Below are 20,924 nucleotides of genomic sequence, written 5' to 3'. Positions count from 1 at the left end.
CTTTATAGTACTTAAACACATTTTACCAAGTTTTAATATTGAATGGAAGGTTTCAAAGAAATGAAAAATACTATAGATACTGCTGTTATTTTGGCTTCTGGATATTCAAATGCTTTCGACATACCACATTGCTTATTAAAAGTTAATCATCAAACTTTAATAAAAAGAACAGTTGCTATTTTAAAAAGCAGAAATATTCATGAGATTTTTATTGTTGTAGGGTATAAAAAAAATTTAATTCTAGAAGAATTGGAAAATGAAAATGTGAATTTTACATTTAATTTCCAATATAGATATACTGGCACGATGAAGTCACTTAGTCTATTGAAAAAATATCTAATTAAGGATTTCATTTTAATAGACGGTAATTTACTTTTCGATGAAAATATTCTTGTTACTATTCTAGATTCGTCTAATCCAAACTGTATCGCATGTGCTACTCTAAGTGAGTCTGGTGAGGAAACTTTTAGTGAATGTACTGAAGGTAATCGTTTAATTTTCAACTTTAGGGACAATCAACAAATGAACTTTTTATTGATTGATAAGATTGGTATTTCTAAAATATCTATTCCATTGTTCCAAGAAATGTTAAAATTATACGAATCTAATGAGAATAATTCATTGAACTATGAAAATTTTATGTTGAAATGTAATAATATTTGGACTTTCTACTGTGTTAATAAAAATAATTTACCATGGATTAGTATAGATTCCAATGAACAATATAATAAAGCAGTTGAAGGTATTTATTCTACAATTTATCAAAAAATCAGCGAGCAAACAATGGAGTTTATTTCAAATTATTTACATCAATCTATTGGAACACAACCTGAAGAGATTAAGAAAATTGAATTCTCTGGAGGGATGACTAATAAAAATTATAAAATTACTTTAATAGATGGAAATGAGTTGCAAATTAGAATACCTGGAGCCGGAACAAATAGTCTAGTAAATCGAAATAATGAAATTATCAACACTAAAGCGATAGAATCTCTAGAAATTAATGTACCTACTTTTTACTTTAATCCTCATGATGGTGTCAAAATTGCGAAATATGTAAAAAACGCAGAAACTCTGTCGAAACAATCAGCAGGTATCACAAGTAATATGGAAAAAATATCTTTTATTTTGTCTAAATTGCACGCTTCTAACGTAAAAATGAATAATGATTTTTCATTTATCAATATCATCCAAGATTATGAATCATTTATTATCAACAAAACAAATCATTACTACATAGATAATAAATATCCTAATTTCTCCAAACAAAAAGAAAGAATAGTCTATTTAAATGAGAAAATTCAGCAACTAGAATCCTTTTTCTTATGTCCTTGTCACAACGATCTAGTTCCAGAAAATTTCATCAAATCGAGAGATGGTAAAATTTTTTTAATTGACTGGGAGTATTCGGGATATAATAATCCTTTTTGGGATTTAGCTGCCTTTATTTTAGAAAGTGAATTGACGAACATGGAAGAACAGCTTTTTTTAGAATTGTATTTTCAACGTGCTCTTTTAGAAGAGGAATATTTCCAGTTAGATTTTTATAAAGCTGTGCAGGATATCCTTTGGAGCCTTTGGACAATCGTAAAAGAATTACATGGTGAATCTTTTGGAGATTATGGTCACAACAGATATGAAAGAGGATACAAATTATTAAAGGGGTTGGAATACTGTTGAAAATGACAGAGTATGAGAAAAAGGGATTATGGATTGGTCTTTTTGGTGGAATTCTCTGGGGTGTCAATACGGTAACCATTGGAATCATACTATCTCGCTCGATTTTTGCAGATTATATTTTTATAGCTCCTTTAATCTCAACTTTTTTACATGATACCTTTTCAAGTATATGGATGATGCTTCATACTTTGCTTTTAAAACGAACACATCAGCTCAAGCAATCTTTGAAAAGTAGGAGTGGGAAAGTAGTTATGGTTGCCGCACTTTTAGGGGGACCTATAGGTATGTCAGGATTTATGTTGTCAATTAATTTTATTGGTCCTTCCTATACGGCCATTATATCTTCAATGTATCCGGCAGTAGGATCTTTTTTAAGTTTTTTATTTTTAAAAGAAAAAGTGACTACGAAAAACATTATAGGGCTTTCTCTTGCCATAATAGCAACTATTTTTTTAGGGTTAACTTCACAAGAAGAACCGGAAAATTTAATTTTCGGATTATCTTGCGCTTTATTATGCGTTTTAGGATGGGGGTCTGAATCTGTGATCTCCGCATATGGTATGAAAAATGACGTATTGCCTTCTCTTGCTTTACAAATAAGACAAACAGTTTCTGCAATAGTATACGGCTTGTTAATAGTCCCGATTATTGGGGGTATTCCCTTAGTAAAATTAATATTACAAGACTTTACAATTATTTTATTTGCATTAACTGCATTAGCGGGCACTGCTTCCTATTTATTTTACTATACATCGATTAATCGAGTTGGTCCTATTAAAGCTATGGGATTAAATATTAGCTACTCTGCATGGGCAGTTTTATTCGGTCTATTAGTAGGATTCGAAGCAGGCATAAAAGAACTTTTATTAGCCTTCCTTATTATTACAGGATCTATATTGACAACAAATAATCCAAAAGAATTTTTTTCAATCATAACTTTCAAAAGAGGTGTAAAACTATGAATGCTATTATTCTTGCTGCGGGACTAGGATCTCGTTTTAAAGAATGGACAAAAACAAAACATAAAGCACTTTTGCCAATTAATAAAGAACCTAACTTAGAAAGGACTATTTCATTTTTAATTGAAGCAAAAATCTATGAAATATACATAGTCACTGGTCATTTATCTAATCAATTTGAATATCTAAAAGAAAAATTTCCAGGAGTAAAATTAATCTACAATGAAATGTACAAAGAATATAATAGTATTTACAGTTTCAAATTAGCCATTCCTCATTTTGGAGATTCTTTTATCATTGATGCAGATACGGTCTTTCTTGAAAATATTTTTTTAAACCTTAAACCTAAACAAAGTACCTACTTTACAATTATTAGAAACGGACAAGAAAAAGAATGGTGTCCAATACTAGACATCAATCAAAAAGTAATAGATATTAAAATCACTGACGAACAACTTCCATCTTTGTCTGGAGTTTCCTATTGGGAAATGAAAGACTGTAAAATAATAAAACAGCACTTTTCAAATTACTTACAATATCAAAATTTAAAAAAAGCCTCCTTATACTGGGATAATATACCTTTGGACTTAATTGATTCTTTAAATATTACTGTTTCTCAATTAAAACAAAATATTTTATATGAAATGGATAATCAAAATGATTATCTAAAAATTATCAAATCGATTTCATAATAATGTTGAAACAGAACTAAAACGAAAACAAATGGTCCGTTTTTAGGGACAGACGTCGAGTAAATTAAAAAATTCTTAACGTATTATCTAAGAGCCAAGTATTGTTCACCTGTGATAAAGGGGGCTTTATTTGTGTTTATTCTTCTGGGAAGCGTTGTTAATATTGACAGAGCCAATAAAATGCTATATATCAAACGGAAGCGGAATAATTCAACTAAAGCTGTTAAGTTGTTGAAAATGAATTACGAGTATACCAAATATGTTAAGACAGATAGGGTGTGAATCTTACATTATATCTGTCTTTTCTCTTTGTTTTTTATAAAATCACTTTAGTTTAAAGTGAAAGATTGTCAAATGCTTCCGATAATAAATAAAAGAAACTTATTGTTTAGGGGAGGTAGTATTATGCGGGTTGTAACGAAAGGACAAACAATTGATACAGGGGCTTCATTAAAAGTTATACAAGATACCTCACAATCAATCCAAACAATTTCAATGGAACAACAAAATACAGATAGACAAGCAATTCAGGAAGAAGAACAAGTAATCTCAAGTGAAAAATTACAACAAGCAGTAGATACAGTGAACGAGTTTTTACAAGTAAATCACAGTGCCTCAAAATTTGTGCTCCACGAAGGATTAGAACGCTATTTTGTTCAAGTTGTAGATGCAGAAACAGAAGAAGTCGTAAAAGAAATACCACCTAGAAAGTTACTAGATGCATTTTATGAAATGCAAAAGCTTTTAGGTATGATAGTAGACGAAAAAATATAAATTTTTTAGGAGGCTTTATTATGGTAAACCGAATTGGTGGATTAGCATCAGGGATGGATATAGATGCATTAGTAGAAAAATTAATGGCAGCGGAGAAAACGCCACTTATCAAATTACAACAGAAGAAACAAACAACAGAGTGGACGCGAGATGCTTATCGTAGTGTAAACACAAAGTTAAAAACATTTGATAAGTATATTGCGGACGATCTTTTACTTAAAGGCTTTAACACGAAAACAGCTACCTCATCAAATACTAAATATGTAACGGCAACTGCAACATCAAGTGCATCAGGGAATTTAACAATTGAGGGTGTTTCACAGCTTGCTACTGCAGGGAAAACAGTTGGTAGTAAACAAGTCAATTCAAATGGTGGGGTTGCTACTGGAAGTACAAAAATCAGTGATTTAGAAGGATCAACATTCACAGGCACGGGTGAATATTCAATTTTATTAAAGGCTATTAAGTCTGATGGTACATTGGCTAGCGAAGCAACAGAGATTAAATTTAAAGCAACAGATACCATTGATGATGTAATGAAAAAAATTAATAGCAGTAATGCAGGTGTAACGGCTTTCTTCGAAAATGGTAAATTATCTGTTGCCGCAAAAAATACAGGTGCATTAGCAGGGAATGCTGCTGAAGTGCAATTAGTAACTGAACAAACAAAAAATGGTGTTACTGTTGATGCAACAGAGGGGAATAAGTTGTTCTCGTTATTAGGAGTAGGTAGTTCGGGATCAAATGATTTAGTAAATGGTGGATCGAATGCTATTTTCCGCGTAAATGGTATTGATACAGAGCGTTCTACCAATACATTCTCAATGGGCGGCTATAATATAACATTAAATGAAACATTTAATTCAAAAGCAACAATTGAAAGTCGAATTAAAACATTGGGAGAATTACTTGACGCTACCAATACAGCTATTCCTCGTTTAGAAGATGAGATAAGAGATCTGACACCTATAGTTGATGGAGCAAAGGCAGACTATGATGATGCATTAATAATGTTTAATGGTGCGAATACAAATACGGCTTTAACTGCCGCTGGAAAAAAAGCACTCGCAACTATGAACACAGCACAGCTTACTACACTTGAGAATCTTGATTTGAAGGATGATGCAGCTATAGATGCTTCGGATTTAACCGATGCACAAAAAACTGCGTTAAAGGCCTTGAAAACAGAAGAAAAAGAGGCGTTAAATAACTTTACACCAGCTGAATTGAAGGATTTACAAAAATTTAGTGCGTATGAAAACTTAAATTCTACTAGTAAAAATATTTTATCGAAAATGACTGCAACAGATATTCAAGAATTAGCTAGCATTACTGATTTAACATCCGATACTGAAATCGATGCCAGTGCGTTAACAGATGAGCAAAAAAAAGCATTAAAAAGCCTTTCACCAGAACAACGTACAATACTCGGCAATACTTCTGATGCCGATTTAACTGGCATGTCAAAGGTCATTAATACGAAAAATGCGTATGATACTGTAAATACAGATTTAACAACCAAAATACAACAATTGGAAACAAACAAGAATAATAAAATAAAGTACGAAAAAGATTTACAAGAAGCCGAGGAGGAACTAAAAAATTTAAATAAACTACCAGATTCTGGTGTATCTGTGCCGAATGTGACATTATCGTCTACAACAGATGTAGACGATATGATGAAAAAAATCAATGAGTTCGTCACAACCTATAATGGACTTATAAAGGATTTAAACGACCAAACGAAAGACAAAAAATACCGTGACTATCCACCATTAACAGACGAGCAAAGAAAAGAGATGTCTGAAAATGAAATTAAGCTATGGGAAGAAAAAGCTAAAAGCGGTCTATTGCGTAGTGACTCGATTTTAAGAAGTGGTCTTTCAGATATGCGTGGGTTGATTTATCAATCTAATCCTGCTGTATCCAATCCTAAATACAATACGTTATTTAATATCGGGATTACAACTTCCAAATCTTATAATGACGGTGGTACTTTAGAAATCGATCAAGTAAAATTGCGTAAGGCACTAGAGGATGACCCTGATGCAGTAACTGCTTTGTTTACAAATAAAGGTTCAGAGAAAGAGACAATTACGGTTGATGGTGTAGAAAAAACTGTTGATACTCGAGGTTTCTTACAAAAAATACGTGGTACTATGGATAAATTTTCACAGAACATCGAGAAAAAAGCTGGACGTGCTTCAAGTACGGATAATTCATACACGATTGGAAAAAGTTTGGTTGATATGGATAAACGTATTGATACATGGAAAGACAAGCTTGAAAAAATTGAGGCCCGCTATTGGAAGCAATTCAGTGCAATGGAGAAAGCTATTAACAAAGCAAACTCACAGGCAGGTATGTTTGCGCAATCTGGTGGACAGTGATAAAAGTTTTAGTATAATTTAGTTAAAAGGTAATATAAAGGAGTTGTCTTTGATTGACAGCACAAACATCGGCTCATAATGCATATAAACAAAATAGTGTTACAACTGCCTCTCCAGGAGATTTAACGCTAATGCTGTATAATGGATGCTTAAAATTTCTGCATAAGGCAAAGTTGGCGATTCAAGATAAAAAGATCCAAGAAAAAAATACTAACCTTCAAAAAGCACAGGCAATCATAAGTGAGCTAATGGCGACACTAAATATGGATATCGAAGTTTCCAAAAATATGATGGCACTCTATGAATATATGAATACTCGATTAGTAGAAGCAAATATTCGAAATGACATTTCTATAATTGAAGAGGTTGAAGGACTTGTTACGGAATTCCGTGATACATGGAAGGAAGTTATTCGTATTAATCGCCAACAACAATACGGGAATGGAGACAGAATATGATGGGGCCAGTTGAACGTTTGCTCTCTATTTCAGCTAGACTTTACGAGCATATGTCGACCATTCCTCACGGAGACGATCGAGAAGAATTTATCGAAAAAATAAATGACTTGCTTGACGAGCGCGGTGCAATAATCGAGGAATTGAAGCAATCAGGAAAATCTTTAGATGGGCATCAATTAATTAAACATTTACAGGAACTTGATCGAGGCATACAGGAACGATTACAAAAGGTAATGGCTGCAATTAAAACAGATTTGAAAACCGTTCAACAATCTAAAAAAACTGAGAAGCAATATTTAAATCCGTATAGCTCTGTCCGTGTAATGGATGGTATGTATTACGACGGGAAAAAATAAGTTAAAAGTACTTTTAAGGATTTTATTCATCAAAACCAGGGCTCATGTATAAATGAGTTCCTGGTTTTGTGTGTTTGTTTCCAATATAAATGGATATTAAGTTCCGTATAACACATGAGAATTTAAAATGAGCGCTATAAATTGAATTACAAATATAGCTATACTTTGCGAATTATCGACAATTATTATTAGAAAAATTTCTAACCTCTCTTTTCTTTGTGAGAAAGACGAGACACGATATATATATCATACAAAAGGGAATCATTTAAATAGTCATAAAATAGCCCTTTTTACGGTAAAATATGTTACTAATTCCCTCTGGATGTAAATCGTGCATCATGTCATAATCAACTAAATAAATGTTTAGAATAATATTGGAGTGGGTAGATGATATTTAAGCGACAAGAAGGTTTTCGATTTAAATTCGATGAACCAATTAAAATGACTTTTGCGATTTATGAAAATGGAAAAGTGAATCAAGCACAAACGGCAATGGCTGACCTGCTCGATATTAGTCCAAGAGGTATGAAGATGTTTACTGAGGTGGATTTAGGTGTCAATCCTCCTCCTTTGGATTTACGCTTTGTTCTTGATACAATAGAGGTACGAGCTTATGGTGAAATCATTTGGAGTCGTCCTTTTGGTAATGGCAAGCAGTATGGCGTGAATTTCAATAACCAAGGATCGGTAGAAGATTTGATTGTTGATGAATTGAAGTCGCGCCGAAGAAAAGAAGCGGATGAGGCAAAACTCAATAACGTTAATTCTTAAAGTGAAACTTTAATCAGTGGGGTTTCTTTCTCCCCACTGATTATTAGTCTTCACCAATCGGGCTTTTACGGGCAGTTAGACTCCGACCTAAACTTCTTTGCTTCTGCTGAATTTTAGGTGGGAGTATTACAGCCCGTTAATGCGGGATAAAAAAATTTGTGAAAAAAAGAATTATTTTAGAGGAATTTCTCACACTTGTGTAGAAATATAAAGTATAGCAGTTATAAAGGAGGAGTTTACATGTTAAACTTTAACATTCGTGGTGAAAATATTGAGGTAACGCCAGCTATTCGAGAGTATGTTGAGAACAAAATCGAGAAAGTTGAGCGCTATTTTAACGAAGATGTTAACGCCAATGCTAACGTAAATTTAAAGGTTTATAATGACAAGCAAACTAAAGTGGAAGTTACAATTCCAATGAAAAACTTAACTCTTCGTGCAGAAGAGCGTCATAATGATATGTATGCTGCAGTTGACCTAATCGTTGATAAATTAGAACGTCAAATTCGTAAGCATAAAACAAAGGTAAACCGTAAATTCCGTGAGCGCGAAGGTGCAGGCCTTTATTTTGCTACTACGCAAGCAGTAGCTGATGTATCGACAGAGGATGAAGAATACTCTATTGTTCGTACAAAGCAATTTGATCTAAAACCAATGGATCAAGAAGAAGCTGTATTACAAATGAATATGCTTGGGCATGATTTCTATATCTTTACAGACGCAGAATCGAACGGCACAAATATTGTCTACAAACGCAGAGACGGTAAATATGGCTTAATCGAAACAACTTAACCTTCATATGTAAAAAGGCTCTCGCTATAGCGGGAGCCTTTTTTATGACTTTATCGTCATGCTAGTGACACTGTTTGCATGAAACTGTTACACAATGGTAAAATGAAATTTGAGACTATATAGGAAGTGAAAAAATTCATGGTAAACCTATTAAATAAATTATTTGATTTCAATAAGCGTGAGTTAAAAAAATTAGAAAAAATCGCTGACCAGGTTGAGGGATTCGCTTCTCAAATGGAACAGCTTTCAGATGATCAATTACAAGCGAAAACAGAAGAATTTAAAAAACGTTTTGCCGACGGAGAGAAATTAGAGTCGATTCGTGCGGAAGCTTTTGCTGTTTGTCGGGAAGGGTCAAAGCGTGTGTTAGAGATGTACCCATTCCGTGTACAAATTATGGGTGCTGCTGCACTAGATGAAGGTAATATTTCGGAGATGAAAACCGGGGAAGGTAAAACGTTAACGGCTACAATGGCTGTTTACTTGAATGCCATTACTGGTAAAGGTGTACATGTTGTAACAGTCAACGAGTATTTAGCGAGTCGTGATGCTGAAGAAATGGGGCATCTGTATAATTTCTTAGGCTTATCAGTTGGTTTAAACTTGAACAGCCTGTCAAAGGAAGAAAAACGTGCAGCCTATGAAGCTGATATTACGTATAGCACAAATAATGAGCTAGGCTTTGACTATTTACGTGATAATATGGTGCTTTATAAAGAAGAACGTGTACAACGTCCGTTGCATTATGCCGTAATCGATGAGGTTGACTCGATTTTAATTGATGAAGCGCGTACGCCATTAATTATTTCGGGTCAGGCTGGGAAATCAGCGCAGCTTTATAAACAGTCTAATGCGTTTTGTCGTATGTTAAGTGCGGAAACGGATTACACATATGAAGAGTCAACAAAAGGTGTTACGTTAACAGATGCTGGTGTTGAAAAAGCGGAGAAAGCGTTTGGTATTGATAACCTATTTGATTTAACGCATGTACGTTTAAACCATGCTATTAACCAATCGTTAAAGGCACACGTAAGTATGCATAATGATGTTGATTATGTTGTGCAAGATGGAGAAATTGTTATTGTTGATGGCTTTACGGGTCGTTTAATGAAAGGTCGTCGCTACTCAGATGGACTACATCAGGCGATTGAGGCGAAAGAGGGCGTAGAGATTCAAAATGAATCGATGACGATGGCGACAATTACATTCCAAAACTATTTCCGTATGTATCAAAAGCTTTCAGGTATGACAGGTACAGCGAAAACAGAGGAAGAGGAATTCCGTAATATTTATAATATGAGTGTTGTGGCGATTCCAACGAATAAGCCGATTGCTCGTGATGACCGTCCAGACTTAATTTTTGCTTCAATGGAAGGAAAATATAAAGCGGTGGCGGCAGATATTGCAGAGCGCCATAAAGCAGGACAACCTGTTCTTGTTGGTACGGTTGCAATTGAAACGTCTGAAATCATTTCGAACCTATTGGATAAACATAAAATTCCACATAATGTCCTGAACGCGAAAAACCATGAGCGTGAAGCCGAAATTATTGCTAATGCTGGTACGAAGGGTGCCGTAACAATCGCTACGAACATGGCTGGTCGTGGTACGGACATTAAGCCTGGCGAAGGTGTAATGGAGATTGGTGGTTTAGCGGTAATTGGTACGGAGCGTCATGAATCTCGTCGTATCGATAATCAGCTGCGTGGTCGTTCTGGTCGTCAAGGGAATCCAGGGGTTACGCAATTCTATCTGTCACTAGAAGATGAATTAATGCGTCGTTTTGGCTCTGATAATATGAAGTCTATGATGATGCGTTTAGGGATGGATGATTCGCAGCCGCTACAATCAAAAGTTGTTTCAAGAGCCGTAGAATCAGCTCAAAAACGTGTTGAAGGAAATAACTTCGATGCACGTAAACGTTTATTACAATATGATGATGTGTTACGTCAGCAACGTGAAATTATTTATAAAGAGCGTTATGACGTATTAGAAACAGATAATATGCGTGTCCTTGTTGAGTCTATGATTCAAGAAACAATCGACAATGTTGTTGCATTGTATACGCAAGGTGAGCAAAAGGATTGGAACTTAAAAGCCATTGATGACTTTGTCGGTGCAAATCTTCTAGGTGAAGATGATCAGACGGTGGAAGATTTCCAAGGCAAATCTGCTGAAGAAATTAACCGAATGATTTCTGACGCTGTTCATGCGCGTTATGATGAAAAAGAGGCAGAGCTTACACCAGAGCGTATGCGTGAATTTGAAAAGGTTATTTTATTGCGTTCAATTGATACGAAGTGGACTGATCATATTGATGCCATGGATCAGCTACGTCAAGGTATCCATCTTCGTGCATATGGTCAAAATGACCCACTTCGTGAGTACCAACAAGAAGGCTTTGCTATGTTTGAGGATATGGTCGATTCCATTCGTGAAGATGTAGCGAAATATGCGATGAAAGCAGAAATTCGTAGTAACTTAGAGCGTGAGGAAGTTGCAAAAGGTCAAGCTGTTAATCCGAAAGAGGATGGTTCTCCAGCACCGAAAAAGCAACCTGTTCGTAAGGCTGAAAATGTTGGACGTAATGATTTATGTCCATGTGGAAGTGGGAAGAAATTTAAAAACTGTCATGGTGCAGGTCAATAAGTTTACGATTACGAAGAAGATCATTTTAACTATACGTTAAAATGGTCTTTTTTTTGAGTACCCGAAACTTGGTGGTGAAAGGTCACTACAGGTTTGGCAGTCAGCTGGCCGAAAGGGAGGGGAGATTTTGCGTAAGCTTCACATTGCGCTTTGCAAGTCCCCTTTATGTTTTGGCAAAGAGCCTTTTTCTATTTTTTTATTAATAGATAATTCTGAAAAAAAGATACATAATACTACAACAATAGGTAAATAGTTCAATGAAAAGGGTAACGTTTATAACTTTTTTCTGTTTTATTATAAAAGTATGAATAGTATGAAAGTTTGATTGTGTGAGATCGGTATGAACTTACTTTCTTAGAATAGAGGGGGTGATTCATGTTTGGATATAAAAATTCTAGAGCATTGGAGTATACCAATATCTCTTTTAATATACTCCTCTTTACTGGAAAATATAAATTTTAGGAGGATTAAAATGCATAGTGATGACATTATGAGTGGTGAAACGATGTTGTATATGCCGGAGTATGATGCCTTTGGGAACTTGTGTACACGTGTGATAGAAAGGGATTATCAATATATTTCAAAATTAGCACCGACAAAATTAATGGATTATAATCTACGCTATTTTGGTTCAAGCTTAAGAGGGGCTTTCGATGGCTCGAAAATGATACTTGGAAAACTGAATAAAAATCCAATAGTTGTTCATGAACGAAGTAATATTGTATGGTTTCCAAGTAAATCTCCTCTACATCCTGAATGTATATGGTTTGCGGTCCAGCATATTGAGGACTTTCAAGTAGTGGATAAAAAGAGTACAAAAGTATATTTTATGAACGGCAAGGACATTATTGTGGATTTAAGTTTCAGAGCATTTGAAAACAGAATTCAAAGAGCATTTTTACTTAAGTATAAATTAGAGAAACGAACAAATCACTTACTAGGGCAACATGATCGAGTTAAAGTATATCAACGCATGGCAACCCGAAGTGCTGTATTTGAGGATAAAGCTTAAGGCGAATGATTGTCGTCCATTTAGTTATGTAAATTATGCTGTCATGTTAAAAAATTATGTTTTCCGACGTAAAAACGTTATAATAAAAAAATACGGGGCTTACAAAAATTAGAGATATGAGCATTTTGAATGCATCTCGAGAACGATGAGAACTTAGCCATTGCGATTAAAGCACATACCGATCCTTGCGTTAACTCATCATGATTTTAGTAAAAAAAAGATTTACAAGATTGCCCCATTAAAAATGTTCGGAGGATTTAACAATGATTGAATTAGCAGATGTACGTAACGCGTTAGACACTTCAGCCAAAAAATTGGCGGATTTCAGGAGGTCTCTTTGACTTAGAAAACAAAGAGGCACGCATTCAGGAATTAGATGAAATGATGCTTGAGCCAGGTTTCTGGGATGATCAACAAGGCGCACAAGTAATCATTAATGAGAGTAATGGCTTAAAGGCAATTGCTAATGAGTATAAAGATTTAGTGGAAACACATGAGAACTTAGATATGACGCTAGAGCTATTGAGAGAAGAGCCTGATGAAGAATTGCAGGAGGAGCTGGGCACAGAATTAGTAGAATTCCAGCAGAAGATGGGCGATTTTGAGCTGCAATTACTATTAAGTGGTCCATATGATCAAAACAATGCGATTTTAGAGTTGCACCCAGGAGCTGGTGGTACGGAATCTCAGGATTGGGGATCGATGTTACTTCGTATGTACACGCGCTGGGCAGAAAAACGTGGCTTTAAAGTTGAAACAGTTGATTATCTTCCTGGCGATGAAGCAGGTATTAAATCTGTAACATTGTCTATTAAGGGTCATAATGCTTACGGCTATTTACAAGCTGAGAAAGGTGTTCATCGTTTAGTACGTATTTCACCGTTTGACTCTTCGGGCCGTCGTCATACATCATTCGTTTCTTGTGATGTTATGCCTGAATTCGATGACAATATTGAAATTGATGTTCGCACGGAGGATTTAAAAATTGATACGTATCGTGCAACAGGAGCAGGTGGTCAGCATATTAATACAACAGATTCAGCTGTTCGTATTACGCACATTCCAACTGGTACTGTCGTACAATGTCAGGCAGAACGTTCACAAATTAAAAACCGTGAAAAAGCCATGACGATGTTAAAAGGGAAGCTCTATCAATTAGAGATTGAAAAGCAGCAGGCACAGCTAGATGAAATCCGTGGTGAACAGAAGGAAATCGGCTGGGGCTCACAAATTCGTTCATATGTATTCCACCCATATTCAATGGTGAAGGATCATCGTACAAATGAGGAAACAGGTAATGTAGGAGCGGTGATGGATGGAGATTTAGATCCATTCATTAATGCATACTTACGTTCAAAAATCGGGTAATGAAGGCCCCTCAGAGGCACAGTAAAATTGTGCTCCTGAGGGGGTTTTTTGGTTCTGCTAGATTAGCTACGGTTGGTCGTCCTATCAAAAAGGTGGATAATACGGAGTGTCTTGACTAATTTGCTTACGTTCATTCATGTAATGCTTATAAAGCATCGATGCATTGACAAATTGTTTGCTAATAGAAGCATATTGAACGGGCAGTTCAATTTGTCGATCGTTTTTCAGTGTGACGATACAGCCCATTTTACTCGGGACAATATTCGAAATGGCATGGAGCCCAATCCAAATATTGTGGATGGAGTTTGGTGAATAAGTCGGCAAAAAAATACACGGGTAACCATAATCAAAAGTAACAACGATGGGAAGTTTATGTTGATTGCCGAAGAAGCGTTTGGCGGAATGTTTTGCTGCCTCATAGGTTGTTCCTAGTGAAATACAAGATTTTCGTAATATATGCAATGGCTTCCGTGTAACGATCAGTTCATTATGCTTGTCGATTACTCGAGTGAAAATTTTAGAGTTGTACTGAATTGGTTCTAGTAAATAGGTGTTAAAAGACATTAAATATCCATTGACATAATTTGCTGGCATATATGTAGTGCCTCCTTTTCTATTTATTATTGAAGTGTAAAACACAAAATTAAATTCAGAAAATATAGATAAAAGGTAAAAACAATTGGTAGAACAAGCAATTGCTTAGAGAATTTGCATGAAATGGCATGAGATTAATAGTAAATCGAAGTGAATTTCAGTTCTTAAGCATTGCTTTTTAATTTCAATTTTCATATAATTTAGAAAAGGATCGAGGTGAGGTCGTTGGATAAATATTATCCGTATACAGATTTTCTAAAAGCCGTTGGTCAGTCAAAGAAAGTAAGTGAGGCAGAGAAATTATTAAACGAGATTTATTTAGATTTATTTATAAATCATATCCAGCGTATGTATCGTGAAGAGCAGCTCATGGTTCTGATAGATAGAGCACTCGATGAAAAAGATGAAAAGGCATTTCATCTATACGCAACCGAACTAAAAGCGTTACACCAAGTAACAAGTGAATAATATGACGAGCCCGCTCTCCGTTTAATGGAGGGCGGGATTTTTTTGCTACTTTCTTTGAAAGATTGGTGATTTGGGGTGGCTTGAACTCGTCGAAACCTCATATGGCTTGAGTGGATCTAGCGTTAAGCCGAGTGGAATCTTTAAGGGGCCGAGCGATTCTTCGGCGAACCCGAGCCGATGTTGCGTCAACCCGATCAGAAGTACGGCGAAGTGGAGCATATCTTCCGACAACCTGATCATATCTCCAGTCAACCCGAGCTTTCGCCTACTTATCTGATAGAATCTCCCAGGGCTTGAGGAATCTATCATCAAACGATTGAAATCTCCTCTAGGCTAATACATTTCCATGCGCCCATCTCGATTAGTTAACATTTGGAAAGGGTAATCTATTAACAGGAACGCCAAGTTTACAGATAGCACTTTAGTAGCTATAAGGAATTTCACTTTTTATTTCTTGGAATGGTCGAATGTATGGATAGGTTGTCATTATGCACTTCGGTACATATGTTCTATAGGTATCCATCTCATTGTAGCAAATGAAAAAATATTTACAAACATTCGTTCGTTAAATGTTCGAAATTTTAATAGTGCTATGCTAAAATATATGTATCAAATTGGTAGGAAAGGACGGGGACATGTGTGCAAACATTTGATTTACAAGCGCCATATACACCTGGTGGAGATCAGCCACAGGCAATTGCGGAATTAGTGGAGGGTGTACGTGCCGGTAAACGTCATCAAACATTGCTCGGTGCAACAGGCACAGGAAAAACGTTTACGATTTCTAATGTCATTAAACAGGTAAAAAAACCGACACTTATTATGGCACACAATAAAACTTTAGCGGGTCAATTATATAGTGAGTTTAAAGAGTTCTTCCCTAATAATGCCGTTGAATACTTTGTTAGCTACTATGATTACTTTCAGCCAGAGGCATATGTACCGCAGACGGATACTTATATCGAGAAAGATTCAAGCATTAATGATGAAATTGATAAGTTGCGTCACTCTGCAACATCTTCATTATTCGAGCGTGATGATGTCATTATTATTGCATCCGTGTCCTGTATATATGGTCTAGGTTCTCCAGAAGAATATCGTGAAATGGTCGTATCAGTGCGTACTGGAATGGAAATTGAACGTAATCAGTTGCTTCGAAAACTGGTCGATGTACAGTATGAGCGTAATGATGTGAGTTTTACACGAGGGACGTTTCGGGTACGTGGCGATGTAGTGGAAATATTCCCTGCATCTCGTGATGAGCATTGTATCCGCGTGGAGTTTTTTGGGGACGAGATCGATCGAATTCGCGAGGTGGATGCGTTAACTGGTGAAATACTAGCGGATCGTGATCATGTAGCTATTTTCCCAGCATCTCACTTCGTTACACGAGAAGAAAAAATGCTAAAGGCCATTGAAAATATTGAAAAAGAGTTGGAGGAGCGTTTAACTCTATTACGTGCAGAGGATAGATTATTGGAGGCACAGCGATTAGAGCAACGTACTCGCTATGATTTAGAAATGATGCGTGAAATGGGCTTTTGCTCAGGTATCGAAAACTACTCGCGTCATTTAACATTGCGTGAAGCGGGGGCAACTCCATATACGTTACTTGACTATTTCCCTGAGGATTTTTTACTTGTTGTCGATGAAAGTCACGTTACTTTACCACAAGTTCGAGGGATGTATAACGGTGACCAAGCACGTAAAGGTGTGCTAGTTGAGCATGGATTCCGTTTGCCATCAGCACTAGATAACCGCCCTTTACGTTTTGAAGAATTTGAGAAACATATACATCAAGCTATTTATGTATCAGCAACACCAGGCCCGTATGAGCTTGAGCATACTCCGGAAATGGCGCAGCAAATTATTCGTCCAACAGGGCTGCTTGATCCACAAATTGACGTACGTCCTATTGAAGGGCAAATTGATGATTTAATCGATGAAATTCAAGGTCGTATTGCCCGTAATGAACGAGTCCTAGTTACAACATTGACGAAAAAAATGTCAGAGGATTTATCGGCTTATTTGAAAGAAATGGGCTTAAAGGTGGAGTACTTGCATTCAGAAATTAAGACGCTAGAGCGAATTGAAATTATTCGCGAGCTGCGGAAAGGTACTTACGATGTTCTAATCGGCATTAACTTATTGCGAGAAGGGCTAGATATTCCTGAGGTTTCTCTTGTGGCGATTTTAGATGCTGACAAGGAAGGATTTTTACGTTCAGAGCGTTCATTAATACAAACGATTGGACGTGCTGCTCGTAATGCTAATGGTCATGTCATTATGTACGCAAATAATATGACGGATTCGATGAAAAAGGCGATTGAAGAAACAAAGCGCCGTCGAACACTGCAAATGGCGTATAACGAAGAGCATGGCATTACACCGAAAACGATTGTTAAGAAAATTCCTGATGTTATTCGTGCGACACAGGTTGCAGAGGAAGAAGAATCCTATGTAGCGAAGGCAACAAAAGGTAAGAAGCTGACGAAGGCGGAAAGAGATCAGTTACTTGCTACTCTAGAAGTTGAAATGAAGGAAGCAGCAAAAGCGCTAGATTTTGAACGTGCTGCTGAGCTGCGCGATACAATATTTGAATTGAAGGCAGAAGGGTGAATGGCTTGTGAAAAATACTGAAATAGTCGTGCAGGGCGCGCGAGCACATAATTTAAAAAATATCAATGTCACAATTCCACGTGATCAACTAGTAGTGTTAACCGGTTTATCTGGCTCAGGGAAATCATCATTAGCGTTTGATACGATTTATGCCGAAGGACAACGTCGTTATGTAGAATCTCTTTCAGCTTATGCTCGTCAATTCCTCGGACAAATGGACAAACCAGACGTCGATGCGATTGAGGGACTATCTCCTGCTATATCGATCGATCAAAAAACGACGAGCCGTAATCCCCGTTCTACAGTTGGTACAGTAACGGAAATCTATGATTATTTACGTTTGCTCTATGCACGTATCGGTAAGCCTATTTGTCCAAATCATGGCATTGAAATTACTTCCCAAACGATTGAGCAAATGGTCGATCGTTTATTAACCTACCCAGAAAGAACGAAAATGCAGCTGCTTGCCCCAATGGTATCAGGACGCAAAGGGACGCATGTGAAGTTACTGGAGGATTTAAAAAAGCAAGGCTTTGTTCGAGTGCGTATCGATGGCGAGCTACGTGATTTGGATGATGCGATTGATCTCGATAAAAACAAAAAGCATTCGATTGAAGTAGTCGTGGATCGTGTTGTGATGAAGGAAGGTATTGCTGCACGTCTTAGCGATTCTTTAGAGACAGCATTGCGTTTAGCAGATGGGCGCGTACTTGTCGATGTGATGGAACATGAGGAATTATTGTTCAGTGAGCATCATGCCTGTCCTTTATGTGGATTTTCTATCGGTGAGCTAGAGCCTCGCATGTTTTCATTTAACAGTCCATTTGGAGCTTGTCCAAGCTGTGATGGCTTAGGGTCAACACAAGAGGTAGATCTTGATTTGGTAGTACCAGATTGGGACCGTTCTTTATTAGAGCATGCTCTAGCACCGTGGGAACCAACAAGTTCACAATATTATCCACAGTTATTAAAGGCGGTATGTGATCATTATGATATTCCAATGGATGTACCTGTAAAGGATCTTCCGAAAGAAAAGATGGATAAAATTTTATATGGTTCTGGTAAAGATAAAATCCACTTCCATTATGAAAATGAGTTTGGCAATGTGCGAGATCAAATGATTGAATTTGAAGGTGTTGTGCGTAATGTGGAGCGTCGTTTTAAGGAGACCACTTCTGATTATGTGCGCGAACAAATGGAAAAATATATGGCACAGCAAGCATGTCCATCTTGTAAAGGTTATCGTTTAAAGCAGGAAACCTTAGCTGTGAAAATTGCAGAAAAGCATATTGGCGAAGTTACACAGTATTCGATTCAGGAAGCAGATACATTTTTCAAGGATCTGGATTTATCAGAAAAGGATATGAAAATTGCTCGACTTGTCTTACGCGAAATTGAAGAACGATTAGGCTTCCTCGTAAACGTAGGATTAGATTATTTAACATTAAGTCGAGCAGCAGGGACACTTTCAGGGGGAGAAGCTCAAAGAATTCGTCTTGCGACACAAATTGGCTCACGCTTAACAGGTGTCCTCTACATTTTAGATGAACCATCTATCGGCTTACATCAACGTGATAATGATCGCCTCATTAGTACATTGCAAAATATGCGTGATATTGGTAATACACTTATTGTTGTCGAGCACGATGAAGATACAATGCTAGCGGCGGATTATCTCATTGATGTTGGTCCTGGTGCAGGTGTACATGGTGGTCAAATTGTAGCGGCAGGGACACCACAGGAAGTAATGGAAAATGAAAAGTCTTTAACGGGGCAATATTTAAGTGGTAAGAAGTTTATTCCATTACCAATTGAGCGTCGTAAGCCAAATGGTCGTAAATTATCGATTAAAGGTGCCAAGGAAAATAATCTTCAAAATGTGAAGATTGATATACCTCTTGGCTTATTCGTTGCCGTCACAGGGGTTTCAGGGTCAGGTAAATCAACACTTATTAATGAAATTTTATATAAATCATTGGCTCAAAAGCTTAATCGTTCAAAGGTGAAGCCAGGTGAACATAAAGAAGTAACGGGAATTGATGAGCTTGAAAAGGTTATTGATATTGATCAATCACCAATCGGTCGTACACCTCGCTCTAATCCTGCTACTTATACAGGTGTATTTGATGATGTTCGAGATGTTTTCGCAGCCACAAATGAGTCGAAGGTACGAGGCTATAAAAAAGGTCGCTTTAGCTTCAATGTTAAGGGAGGTCGCTGCGAAGCTTGTCGTGGTGACGGTATTATAAAAATTGAAATGCATTTCCTACCAGACGTTTATGTGCCGTGTGAAGTCTGCCATGGGAAACGCTATAACCGTGAAACACTTGAAGTGAAATATAAAGATAAGAGTATTGCAGATATTTTAGATATGACGATTGAAAATGCAGTAGTATTCTTTGAAAATATTCCGAAAATCCAACGTAAGCTACAAACCATCGTGGATGTTGGATTAGGCTATATGAAATTAGGACAACCTGCTACAACCTTATCTGGCGGTGAGGCACAGCGTGTGAAATTAGCCTCTGAATTGCACCGTCGCTCAACAGGGAAATCATTCTATATTTTAGATGAGCCGACAACGGGCTTACATGCAGATGATATTGCACGTCTACTCGTTGTTTTACAGCGTCTTGTAGAAAATGGCGATTCGGTGTTAGTGATCGAGCATAATTTAGATGTCATCAAAACAGCAGACTACATTATCGATTTAGGGCCTGAAGGTGGCGACAAAGGTGGTACAATTGTTGCGACAGGTACACCAGAAGAAGTCGCTGAAGTAAGTGGCTCTTATACAGGGAAGTATTTAAAGCCAATATTGACACGAGATCGTATGCGTATGGAAGCTGTTTTAGAAAAGGCTTCTCAATAACTCTAAAAAGTTCGCAAGTTCCCTAAGAAGGGGATTTGCGAACTTTTTTACGTGCACCCGGCATGCGGATGTCGAAAAAAATTGAAAGTTGGTCGATAAAATTCAAAAGTTGGTCGATAAAAATTGAAAGTTGGTCGATAAAATTCAAAAGTTGGGTGATAAAACTCAAAAGTGTTCTGATAAAACTCAAACGTTGGATGACATTATGTTAAAACGAATGTGATGTGGATAAGTAGATTGTATTGGAGGCTGGATGCCCCTAGGAATGCATCCAGCCAGAACGGAATTCAACCCCATGCTATGGGAATAAGCCTAAAAAAGGCTCATCACAAAAAGTTGTGGATGACATTTTTTTTAATATATGCCCTGAATATTAGTTGATTGGAGTGGAGACTGGGCGACTCCTTGGGGATCAGCGATAGAGGAACGAAGGCTAAGAGCATCACATCCTGTGATAACGCCTTCGTGAC

The 20,924-nt window shown here is 36.7% G+C and carries 16 protein-coding genes; 15 read left to right on the top strand and 1 reads right to left on the bottom strand.

Annotated features, from left to right (window positions below):
- Positions 1 to 42 precede the first annotated feature (42 nt).
- The 12 genes from ACVWXS_RS19560 (at position 43) to prfB (ending at position 13,901) form a co-directional block, all read left to right on the top strand.
- Positions 43 to 1,680, top strand: a complete 1,638-nt coding sequence (locus ACVWXS_RS19560) for a phosphotransferase (RefSeq protein ID WP_456959760.1) — start codon at positions 43 to 45, stop codon at positions 1,678 to 1,680.
- Positions 1,681 to 1,682: 2 nt separating this feature from the next.
- Complete coding sequence (locus ACVWXS_RS19555; protein WP_456959810.1) at positions 1,683 to 2,642, top strand: DMT family transporter; 960 nt, start codon at positions 1,683 to 1,685, stop codon at positions 2,640 to 2,642.
- The gene (locus ACVWXS_RS19550; RefSeq protein ID WP_456959758.1) at positions 2,639 to 3,331 is read left to right on the top strand and encodes an NTP transferase domain-containing protein; all 693 of its coding nucleotides are present in this window, start codon (positions 2,639 to 2,641) and stop codon (positions 3,329 to 3,331) included. The genes ACVWXS_RS19555 and ACVWXS_RS19550 overlap by 4 nt, the downstream gene beginning before the upstream one ends.
- A 495-nt stretch (positions 3,332 to 3,826) precedes the next feature.
- Positions 3,827 to 4,105: a flagellar protein FlaG gene (locus tag ACVWXS_RS19545; protein WP_456959809.1), complete on the top strand. Its 279-nt coding sequence runs from the start codon at positions 3,827 to 3,829 to the stop codon at positions 4,103 to 4,105.
- A gap of 20 nt (positions 4,106 to 4,125) precedes the next feature.
- Complete coding sequence (gene fliD, locus ACVWXS_RS19540; RefSeq protein WP_456959757.1) at positions 4,126 to 6,495, top strand: flagellar filament capping protein FliD; 2,370 nt, start codon at positions 4,126 to 4,128, stop codon at positions 6,493 to 6,495.
- Between the two features lie 53 nt (positions 6,496 to 6,548).
- Positions 6,549 to 6,953, top strand: coding sequence for a flagellar export chaperone FliS (gene fliS, locus ACVWXS_RS19535; protein ID WP_068986486.1), 405 nt, complete (start codon positions 6,549 to 6,551; stop codon positions 6,951 to 6,953).
- Positions 6,953 to 7,309 (top strand): flagellar protein FliT, encoded by a 357-nt coding sequence (locus tag ACVWXS_RS19530; RefSeq protein WP_456959756.1) that lies wholly within the window; start codon positions 6,953 to 6,955, stop codon positions 7,307 to 7,309. Before fliS ends, ACVWXS_RS19530 begins: the two co-directional genes overlap by 1 nt.
- Before the next feature lie 387 nt (positions 7,310 to 7,696).
- Positions 7,697 to 8,080, top strand: coding sequence for a PilZ domain-containing protein (locus ACVWXS_RS19525; protein ID WP_068986484.1), 384 nt, complete (start codon positions 7,697 to 7,699; stop codon positions 8,078 to 8,080).
- A 240-nt stretch (positions 8,081 to 8,320) separates the two neighbouring features.
- Positions 8,321 to 8,872, top strand: a complete 552-nt coding sequence (hpf, locus tag ACVWXS_RS19520; protein ID WP_456959755.1) for a ribosome hibernation-promoting factor, HPF/YfiA family — start codon at positions 8,321 to 8,323, stop codon at positions 8,870 to 8,872.
- 138 nt (positions 8,873 to 9,010) lie between these two features.
- Positions 9,011 to 11,521: a preprotein translocase subunit SecA gene (gene secA, locus ACVWXS_RS19515; protein ID WP_456959754.1), complete on the top strand. Its 2,511-nt coding sequence runs from the start codon at positions 9,011 to 9,013 to the stop codon at positions 11,519 to 11,521.
- 472 nt (positions 11,522 to 11,993) lie between these two features.
- A complete protein-coding gene (locus ACVWXS_RS19510) occupies positions 11,994 to 12,533 on the top strand; it encodes a competence protein ComK (protein WP_374963794.1) in 540 nt (179 codons plus the stop codon).
- Positions 12,534 to 12,796: 263 nt separating this feature from the next.
- A protein-coding gene (prfB, locus tag ACVWXS_RS19505) for a peptide chain release factor 2 (RefSeq protein ID WP_374963793.1) occupies positions 12,797 to 13,901 on the top strand; the annotation gives its coding sequence in 2 pieces (ribosomal slippage) (positions 12,797 to 12,871 and positions 12,873 to 13,901; 1,104 coding nt in all).
- Between the two features lie 84 nt (positions 13,902 to 13,985).
- Here prfB and ACVWXS_RS19500 read toward each other — a convergent pair.
- Positions 13,986 to 14,495 carry a competence protein ComK gene (locus ACVWXS_RS19500; protein WP_368636297.1) on the bottom strand — a complete coding sequence of 170 codons (510 nt, stop codon included), beginning with the start codon at positions 14,493 to 14,495 and terminating at the stop codon, positions 13,986 to 13,988.
- Between the two features lie 225 nt (positions 14,496 to 14,720).
- Here ACVWXS_RS19500 and ACVWXS_RS19495 point away from each other — a divergent pair, with 225 nt between their 5' ends.
- From ACVWXS_RS19495 to uvrA, 3 genes are all read left to right on the top strand, one after another.
- Positions 14,721 to 14,963: an IDEAL domain-containing protein gene (locus tag ACVWXS_RS19495; protein ID WP_068986479.1), complete on the top strand. Its 243-nt coding sequence runs from the start codon at positions 14,721 to 14,723 to the stop codon at positions 14,961 to 14,963.
- A 639-nt stretch (positions 14,964 to 15,602) separates the two neighbouring features.
- Complete coding sequence (gene uvrB / locus ACVWXS_RS19490) at positions 15,603 to 17,582, top strand: excinuclease ABC subunit UvrB (RefSeq protein WP_456959753.1); 1,980 nt, start codon at positions 15,603 to 15,605, stop codon at positions 17,580 to 17,582.
- A gap of 7 nt (positions 17,583 to 17,589) precedes the next feature.
- Positions 17,590 to 20,454: an excinuclease ABC subunit UvrA gene (gene uvrA / locus ACVWXS_RS19485; protein WP_456959752.1), complete on the top strand. Its 2,865-nt coding sequence runs from the start codon at positions 17,590 to 17,592 to the stop codon at positions 20,452 to 20,454.
- Positions 20,455 to 20,924 lie beyond the last annotated feature (470 nt).

It is taken from the genome of Lysinibacillus sp. TE18511, assembly GCF_054062295.1.
Note: the sequence above shows the minus strand (reverse complement) of the source record. Positions and strands in the feature narration are given on the sequence as shown.